We start from the raw sequence: 8,400 nt of genomic DNA on the forward strand, positions 1-8,400 counted from the left end.
GGCGGCCTGGTCGGCGCGGCGGTGGGCGGCGGCGCCGGCGGCGCGCTGGGCAACCATTTGGGCAACACCAGCTACCGCGACGACCGCCACGGCTATCGCGACGTGCATCATCATCACCACTACCACGGCAAGCGGAAGCACAAGAAGCACTGGCATCGTCATCACTGACGAACGCTGAGCACCCAGGGCTCATGGCGACGGCCGAAGGCGACTTCGACCTGCACCTTGGGCCCTGTTTCGTCATGGCCCCGCGGCCAGCCGCGAAACAGCTCGCGGTTGGCGCGGGGCAGGCTCAAGCGAGCGCCGTCCAGGCGGATACTGGCACCGTAGTCCGCCTGCGCGCCGTGCCGATAGGGCTCGATCCGCCCGGACAGCAGCACCAGGCGTCGCCGATCCGGCCAGCGCCGACGCAGCGCCTCGGCATCTACGCCCGCATCCACCAGCATCAGCCGACTGGCCTGCTGCTCCTCGTATTGCAGCTGGCGGCGGCGTTCGTCGCGCTGGCGCTGCAGCTCCTGGTTGTCCGGCGCCGCCTGCAGGGCGCTTTCGGCGGCCTGCAGGGCCTGGCGCGCGCCGTCCAGCTGGCGGCGATAAGCCGGGCCGTCCAACTCCAGCACCAGCCAGACCCTGCGCGGCAACTGACGGCTTAGCGGCCGCTCGAGGTCCTCGGCGCTGAAGCCCAGTTCGTCCAGCTTGGCCGCGTCCAGCCAGGGCAGCCGCGCATTGCCGGCCGCATGGCGCCAGCTCAGCCGCAGACGCAGCCCGCTGTTCTCCTCGCCGCGCAACAGGGCATCGGACACCGGCTCCAGCTCGCGCGGGCTCAGCGTCAGGCGCGCCTCGGGCTCGCCGCTGCGGTTGTACCAGACGCCGCCGAGGGCGACCGCGTTGCTCAGCAGGATCAAGCCCAGGCCCAGCCATAGCGCGCGGTTCATGCCGCACCGTCCTGGGCGCTGCGCCGCCAGCGTTGCAGCAGCACCAGCAACAGCAGGGCGATCAACCCGAGCAGGAGGAAGAACAGGTAGCGCGGCAGCAGCTGCCACCACCAGTCGAACAGCTTGGCGAACAGCATGAGCAGGGCGAAGACCAGGCCGCCGTTGACCACCTCGCCCCAGCCGCGGCGGATGCCGAGCCAGACCGCCAGGCCCGCCAGGACGAAGCCCAGCACCTGGTAGAAGGCCTCGACGCCACGCACCGGCCAGTCGAGGTAGCTGGCCTCGCCCCAGTAGGACAGCAGCAATACCGGGCCGAGCAGGTAAAGCAGGCCCAGCGCCCGATAACAGGCGGCAAACCCCGGGTAGCGGCGCTGGTCGAGCCATTGCGGCAGCAACAGCAGCAGCGCCAGCGGCATGAAGTGCTCCGGCCGCTGGCCCAGCGCCCACCAGTGCCAGCCGGCCCAGTCGCTCAGCCGCGCGGCGACGAACAACCCCAGGCACAGCAGCGCCGCCACCAGCAGTAGGCGCTGGCGCACCGAGTAGGCCAGCAGCAGGGCCAGCGCAGCCCAGGGCAGCAGGGCATTGGGCGAGGGGGTGATATTGAAGATCTGCCCGAGCAGCGTCAGGTTGAGCACGAAGCAGACGAAGGCCAGCACGGCCGCCAGTTTGGCGTAGTAACCGGAGGCATCGCGGCGCTGCAGCCAGAAGCACAGCGCCAGGCTGCCGAGGCTGCTGCCGAGCAGGATGGCGACCTGGGCAGCGGCGTCGAACAGGCCCCAGAACTGGTAGAACAGGAAGAACAATCCGGCCGCCAGGGCCAGCGCGCCGAACAGCGAGGCCAGGCGCATGCCCAGCGACAGCTGGCGGGCGCGGACATCGGCGTCGATATCCAGGCTTTCTCGATAATGCGCCAGCAGCCGGCGATGATGACTGGCCACGGCCTGCTGCTGCTCGTCGCTCAGCTGCAGCACTTGCTCGCGACGCAGCTCGGCCAGCTCCTCGGCGAAGGCGGCGATGCGCGCGGCGCGTTGCTGCGCCTGCTCGCGCTCGAGATCGGACATGGACACTACCTGGCAGATGACTGCCCACAGCCTAGCAGGCTGCTCGATCCTGGCGAACCCGGACTAGGCCGCCAGCAGGCGTTCCAGCGCCGCGCGCAGGGCCGGCGGAATCGGTACTGGGCGATTGCTCGCACGATCGACGAACACATGGACGAAGCGCCCGGCGGCGCAGGCCTGCTGCTCGCCGGCCTTGAACACCGCCAGCTCGTACTGCACCGAGCTGTTGCCCAGCTTGCCGACGCGCAGGCCGACCTCGATGGCGTCGGGGAAGGCGATGGAGGCGAAGTAGTCGCAGCTGGAGCTGACGACGAAGCCGACCACCTCGCCGGCATGGATGTCCAGGCCGCCTGCCGCGATCAGGTAGGCATTCACCGCGCTGTCGAAGTAGCTGTAATAGGTCACGTTGTTGACGTGGCCGTAGAGGTCGTTGTCGTGCCAGCGCGTGGTGATCGGCTGGAAGTGGCGGTAATCGCCGCGCAGGTGTTGGGGTTGGCTCATCGATAATCCTTGGGGTGGCTTCGGTGCGCGCGGCGCACCCTACGGCAAGCTCGTTTCAATAGGCCGCCTGATAGATGGCCAGCGCCTGCTGCTCGTTCATCTCGCGCGGATTGTTCACCAGCAGGCGCTGCTGCAGCATGGCGTCCGCCGCCAGCGTCGGCAACATGGCCTCGCTCACCCCGGCATCGCGCAGCCGCGTCGGCAGGCCGCTGCGCTGGCTGAAGCCGGCCAGGGCCTCGATCAGCTGCTCGGTCTGCGCCGCCGCACTGCCCGCCCGCAACTGCTCGCCCAATACCAGCGGCGCCAGCTCGGCGTACAGCGGCGCGGCCATTGGCGCGTTGAAGGCCAGCACCTGCGGCAGCACCAGGGCGTTGGACAGCCCGTGGGGAATATGGAAATGCCCGCCCAAGGGATAGGCCAGTGCATGCACCGCCGCCACCGGCGCGTTGGCGAAGGCCTGCCCGGCCAGGCAGGCGCCGAGCAGCATGGCCTGGCGCGCGTCGCGGTTGCCACCGTGGTGCACCACCTCGTCGAGGTTGGTTGCCAGCAGACGCAGCGCTTCGCGCGCCAGCAGGTCGGACAGCGGGTTCTTCTTCAGCGCGCTGGTGTAGGCCTCGATGGCATGCACCATGGCGTCGATACCGGTGGCGGCGGTGACCGCAGGCGGCAGGCCGAGAGTCAGGTCGGCGTCGAGCAGGGCCAGATCCGGCAGCAGCAGCGGCGAAACCACGCCCAGCTTGGTGGTCTCGCCGGTGGTGACGATGGCGATCGGCGTCACCTCCGAGCCGGTACCGGCGGTGGTCGGCACCTGGATCAGCGGCAGGCGCCGGCCGCGGGCATTGCCCACGCCATAGATCTCGCTCAGCACCTGAGCGCAGTCGGGGTGCGCCAGCAAGGCCACCAGCTTGGCCACGTCCATCGAGCTGCCGCCGCCGAAACCGACTATCAGCTCCGCCTGCAGCTCACGGGCCTGGGCCACGGCGGCCAGCACCACGGCCTCGGGCGGGTCGGCCAGCACCTGGTCGAACAGCTGCACGCCCAGGCCGGCGCGGGCGAAGCCCGGCAGCAAGGGTTCGAGCAGGCCCAGGCGGGTGATACCGGGATCGGTGACGATCAGCACGCGCCGGGCGCCGCGCTCGCGGCACAGTTCGGCCAGACGCAGGCTGGCGCCGGCTTCGCAGAGGATCTGCGCGGTGGTGGCGAAGCTGAAGGGATGCATGGGGTGCTCCTCTTGTTGTCTGGTTTCCTTCGGTGCGCACGGCGCACCAATAACCCGCGCTAGAACGCAAAACTGTCCTCATCCATGGCCATCAGGCACTGCGCGCCGCCCAGCAGGGCTTCGCGGTGCGCGCTGGCGCGCGGCAGCACGCGGCGCAGGTAGAACTCGGCGCTGTGCAGCTTGGCCTGGTAGAAACCCGCCTCGCCGCTGCCCGCCTCCAGGGCATCCTGCGCCCGCGCCGCGGCCTGCAGCCAGAAACCGGCGAGCAGCACATAGGCCGAGTACTGGAGGAAATCCACCGAAGTGGCGCCGATCTCCTGGACATCGCGCTGACAGGCGGCGATCACTTCCGTGCTCAGCTCGCGCCATTCGCCCAGACGGGCCTGCACCAGGCTAGCCATCTGAGCCAGGGCCGGTCGATCCGCCTCGGCATCGCACAGCTGGCTGAACTCGGCCTGCAGTGCGGACAACTCCGCACCACCGTCGCCCAGCAATTTACGGCGGATATAGTCCAGCGCCTGAATGCCGTTGGCGCCTTCGTACAGCTGGGTGATGCGACTGTCGCGCATCAGTTGTTCCATGCCCCACTCGCGGATAAAGCCGTGGCCGCCATAGACCTGCACGCCATGGCTGGCCACTTCCTGGCCCATGTCGGTGAAGAACGCCTTGACCATGGGGATCAGCAGCGCCGCGCGCTTGCCGGCCGCCTTGCGTGCCTCGGCCGACTCGGCGCCGTGCTCCAGGTCGAGCTGGCGCGCGGTGTAGGCGGCGAGCATGCGGCTGCCCTCGACCAGGGTCTTCTGGGTCAACAGCATGCGCCGCACGTCGGGATGAACGATGATCGGATCGGCCGCCTTGTCCGGCGCCTGCACACCCGCCAGGCCACGGGACTGCAGGCGCTCGCGGGCATAACGCAGCGCGCCCTGGAAGGCCGCCTCACCGATGCCGAGGCCCTGCAGGCCGACCTGAAAGCGCGCGTCGTTCATCATGGTGAACATGCAGGCCAGCCCCTGGTTGGCCTCGCCCACCAGCCAACCGGTGGCGCCGTCGAAGTTCATCACGCAGGTGGAGGCGCCCTTGATGCCCATCTTGTGCTCGATGGCGCCGCAGCTCAGCGTGTTGCGTTCACCCGGTGTGCCGTCGGCGGCGGCGATAAATTTCGGCACCAGCAGCAGGCTGATGCCTTTCACGCCCGCCGGCGCATCCGGCAGACGCGCCAGCACCAGATGGACGATGTTTTCGGAAAAATCCTGCTCGCCACCGCTGATAAAGATCTTGCTGCCGCTGACCTTGTAGCTGCCATCGGCCTGCGGCTCGGCGCGTGTGCGCAGCAGGGCCAGGTCGGTGCCGGCCTGCGGCTCGGTCAGGCACATGGTGCCGGTCCACTGGCCACTGACCAGCTTGCCCAGGTACTGCTGCTTGAGCGTTTCGCTGCCGTGCTTGTGCAGCGCCAGCACGGCGCCCTCGGTCAGCCCGGAGTAGACGCGGAATGATAGCGAGGCGCCCATCAGCATCTCGTGGAAGGCGAAGGCCACCAGCTGCGGAAAGCCCTGGCCGCCGTACTCCACCGGCCCGGTCATGCTCGCCCAGCCGTTGTCCACGTATTGCCGGTAGGCCTCGGCAAAGCCCCTGGGCGTACTGACCTGACCGTTTTCCAGGCGGCAGCCCTCCTCGTCGCTGTTGCGATTGAGCGGCGCGACCTCGCCTGCGGCGAAGGCCGCCGCCTCCTCCAGCACACCGTCGATCAGCTCGCGATCCAGGCCGTTGCCCAGGCGCTCGCAGTGGCCGGCAGCGTCGAACAACTCGTGCAGCACGAAACGCATATCGCGCAATGGCGCCTGATAGCTCATACCTGGCCCTCCTGTACGTCGGAGAATCGCTTGTTCTGACTGACCAGCCGCTCGATCAGCGCCGCCGGCTGCCAGTGCGCGCCGAAACGCTCGGTCAGTTGCAGCAGGCGCCGATGAATCGCCGCGACACCCTCGCCGTCGGCCCACGCCATGGGGCCGCCGCGCTCGGCGGGAAAGCCGTAGCCATTGAGATAGACCAGATCGATATCGCGGCTGTTGGCGGCGATGTTCTCTTCGAGAATCTTCGCCCCCTCGTTGACCAGCGCCAGCAGGCAGCGCTCGAGAATTTCCTCGGTGCCGATATCGCGGCGGGTGAAGCCCACGCGTACGGCCTCGGCCTGCACCAGCGCGTCCACCTCGGGATCGTGCTCGGCCTGGCGGCTGCCGGGTGCATAGCGGTAATAACCCTGGCCGCTCTTCTGGCCGAAGCGACCCAGCTCGCACAGGCGGTTGTCCACCTGCACCGCCGGGTCGTCCTGGCCCTGGCCGGCCAGCTCGCGGGCGCGCCATTCCAGGTCGATGCCGACCACGTCGTACATGCGAAACGGCCCCATGGCGAGGCCGAAGCCCTGCAGCGCCGCATCCACCTGCTGCGGCCAGGCGCCCTCGAGCAGCAGCATGCGCGCCTCGCGCACGTAGGTATGCAGCATGCGGTTGCCGATAAAGCCGTGGCAGTTGCCGGCCACCACCGCCACCTTGCCCATGCGCTCACCCAGCTCCTGCGCGGCCTGCAGCACAGCGGGCGCGGTCTTGCCGCCGCGCACGATCTCCAGCAGCTTCATGATGTGCGCCGGGCTGAAGAAGTGCAGGCCCAGCACCGCCTCCGGCCGCGCGGTGACGGCGGCGATGGCGTCGATATCCAGCGCCGAGGTGTTGCTGGCGAGGATGGCGCCGGGCTTCAGCACCGCGTCCAGCTCGCGGAAGATGCGTTGCTTGAGCTCGAGATTCTCGTACACCGCCTCGATCACCAGGTCGGCATCGGCCAGCGCCGCGTAGCCGTCCACCGCCTCGACACGCGCCCGCCGCGCTGCGGCCTCGGCCGCATCGATGCGGCCCTTGGCGACGTTGTGCGCCCAGGTGTCCGCGGCCATCGCCAGGCCCTGCTCGACCATCTGCGGGTTGTTATCCAGCCACAGCACACGCAGGCCGGCATTGGCCAGGCTGATGACGATGCCGCGGCCCATGGTGCCGGCGCCGATCACGGCGGCACAGCGAAGCGGCGAGACGACTTGAGTCATTGTTGTTCCTCTCGGGTACGCAGGAAAAAGCTTGGGTCACCATAAGCAAGCCGCTACTATTTTTGAAATTTAGTCTTGTGATACGACGTATTCAGTAGATGAATTTCACCAACTTCGATCTCAACCTGCTACGCGTGCTCGACGCCCTGCTGCGCGAGCAGAACGTCTCGCGCGCCGCCGAACGCCTGGCGCTGAGCCAGCCGGCGGTGAGCAATGCCCTGGGGCGTCTGCGCGAACTGCTCGGCGACCCGCTGCTGGTGCGCGTCGGCCGGCGCATGCAGCCCACGCCACGGGCGCTGGCGCTGGAGGCGCCGATCCGCAGCGCACTGCGTCAGCTGGAGCAGAGCCTGAGCGCCGGCGAGGCCTTCGAGCCGGGCGAAAGCCGCCAGCGCTTTCGCATCGCCGTCACCGATTACGTCGAGCTGGTGTGCATGCCGCGCCTGCTCGACCGCCTCAGCCAGAAGGCGCCGGGCATCGGCATCGACATCCGCCACCTCAGCCCCAGCCTGCCGATGGAGGCGTTGGACAAGGGCGAGCTGGACCTGGTGCTGGGCCGTTTCGACGAGATGCCGGCGCGTTTCGCCCGTCGCCACTGGATGAGCGAGACGCTCAAGCTGGCGGTGCGCCGCGAGCATCCGCGGCTGCGCCAGGGCAGCCTGGATCTGGAGACCTTCCTGCGCCTGCGCCACCTCTGGGTGCACGGCGGGCAGACCCGCGGCATGGTCGATCAGTGGCTGGGCGAGCAGGGCCTGTCGCGGCAGATCTTCTACACCACGCCGAACTACCTGCAGGCGGCGCACATAGTTGCCGGCAGCGAGCTGGCGGCGGTGCTGCCCACCGCCCTGGCCCGGCATTTCGCCACCCTGCTGCCGCTTGAGCTGTTCGACCTGCCCTTCGCCTTGGGCCCCTTCCACCTGGAGATCGTCAGCCTGGCGCAACGTCAGCGCGACGCCGCGCTGCAGTGGCTGATCGGGGAAATCCTCGCGGTGGCCGAGTAGGTTGGGCTGAGGAACCCGCGACCAAGCCCAACGGCGCCGGCGCCATCACCACCGCCCGCTGTGCTCGGCACCAACCTGGCGATCCGCGCGGCTGCCCAGGTACCAGCCGAGCGCGCTCCATAGCGCCGCACAGAGTGCGCCGACCAGCGCCACCAGCCAGGCGCCGTGGCCGAGCAGGTCCAGCCCGGCCTTGGCCCAGCCGCTCAGGGCATCGCCGCCGCGATAGACCACTGTGTCGATAAAGTTCTTCGCCTTGTACTTGCTCTCGGCGTCCAGCGGGGCGAAGAGCATCTCGCGCCCCGGCCGGACGAAGGCGTATTCGCCGATGCGCCGCACTATCATCAGCGCCGCCAGCACGGCGAAGGTCGGCGCCAGCGCCAGGCCGAGAAAACCCAGGCAGACCAGCGCCGGCACGGCGGACAGCAGCACGCGCACGCCGAGCCGCTGCGCCACCCGCCCGGTGACGAACAGCTGCGCGGTCAGCGCGCCGGCCTGCACGAGGAAATCGATCACGCCGAATACCCGCACCTGCGCGGCGCGATCCGGGAACAATTCGGCCACCAGACGCGCCTGCTCGAAGTAGAGGAAGGTGCTGACCGAGGTC

The 8,400-nt window shown here is 68.9% G+C and carries 7 protein-coding genes and 1 pseudogene; 1 reads left to right on the forward strand and 7 read right to left on the reverse strand.

The annotated features are described in order from the left end of the window. Positions 1–161: 161 nt before the first annotated feature. The 6 genes from N878_RS06425 to N878_RS06450 all read right to left on the reverse strand — a co-directional run bounded on the left by N878_RS06425 (position 162) and on the right by N878_RS06450 (position 6,798). Positions 162–932: a DUF4824 family protein gene (locus N878_RS06425; protein WP_021442840.1), complete on the reverse strand. Its 771-nt coding sequence runs from the start codon at positions 930–932 to the stop codon at positions 162–164. Next, positions 929–1,993, reverse strand: coding sequence for a DUF2157 domain-containing protein (locus tag N878_RS06430; protein ID WP_021442841.1), 1,065 nt, complete (start codon positions 1,991–1,993; stop codon positions 929–931). Before N878_RS06430 ends, N878_RS06425 begins: the two co-directional genes overlap by 4 nt. Before the next feature lie 63 nt (positions 1,994–2,056). Beyond that, positions 2,057–2,491, reverse strand: a complete 435-nt coding sequence (locus N878_RS06435; protein ID WP_021442842.1) for a thioesterase family protein — start codon at positions 2,489–2,491, stop codon at positions 2,057–2,059. Positions 2,492–2,546: 55 nt separating this feature from the next. Next, the gene (locus N878_RS06440; protein WP_021442843.1) at positions 2,547–3,710 is read right to left on the reverse strand and encodes an iron-containing alcohol dehydrogenase; all 1,164 of its coding nucleotides are present in this window, start codon (positions 3,708–3,710) and stop codon (positions 2,547–2,549) included. A 59-nt stretch (positions 3,711–3,769) separates the two neighbouring features. Continuing rightward, positions 3,770–5,560 (reverse strand): acyl-CoA dehydrogenase C-terminal domain-containing protein, encoded by a 1,791-nt coding sequence (locus N878_RS06445; protein ID WP_021442844.1) that lies wholly within the window; start codon positions 5,558–5,560, stop codon positions 3,770–3,772. Then, the gene (locus tag N878_RS06450) at positions 5,557–6,798 is read right to left on the reverse strand and encodes a 3-hydroxyacyl-CoA dehydrogenase (protein WP_021442845.1); all 1,242 of its coding nucleotides are present in this window, start codon (positions 6,796–6,798) and stop codon (positions 5,557–5,559) included. Before N878_RS06450 ends, N878_RS06445 begins: the two co-directional genes overlap by 4 nt. A 98-nt stretch (positions 6,799–6,896) precedes the next feature. On the opposite strand from N878_RS06450, the gene N878_RS06455 reads away from it, so the two are divergent. Continuing rightward, positions 6,897–7,796, forward strand: coding sequence for a LysR family transcriptional regulator (locus N878_RS06455; protein WP_021442846.1), 900 nt, complete (start codon positions 6,897–6,899; stop codon positions 7,794–7,796). Positions 7,797–7,841: 45 nt separating this feature from the next. On the opposite strand, the pseudogene N878_RS06460 reads toward N878_RS06455, so the two are convergent. After that, positions 7,842–8,400 (reverse strand): annotated as a pseudogene (locus N878_RS06460) (MFS transporter); the annotation flags it as partial.

It is taken from the genome of Pseudomonas sp. EGD-AK9 (assembly GCF_000465935.2).
Classification (GTDB): Bacteria; Pseudomonadota; Gammaproteobacteria; order Pseudomonadales; family Pseudomonadaceae; genus Aquipseudomonas.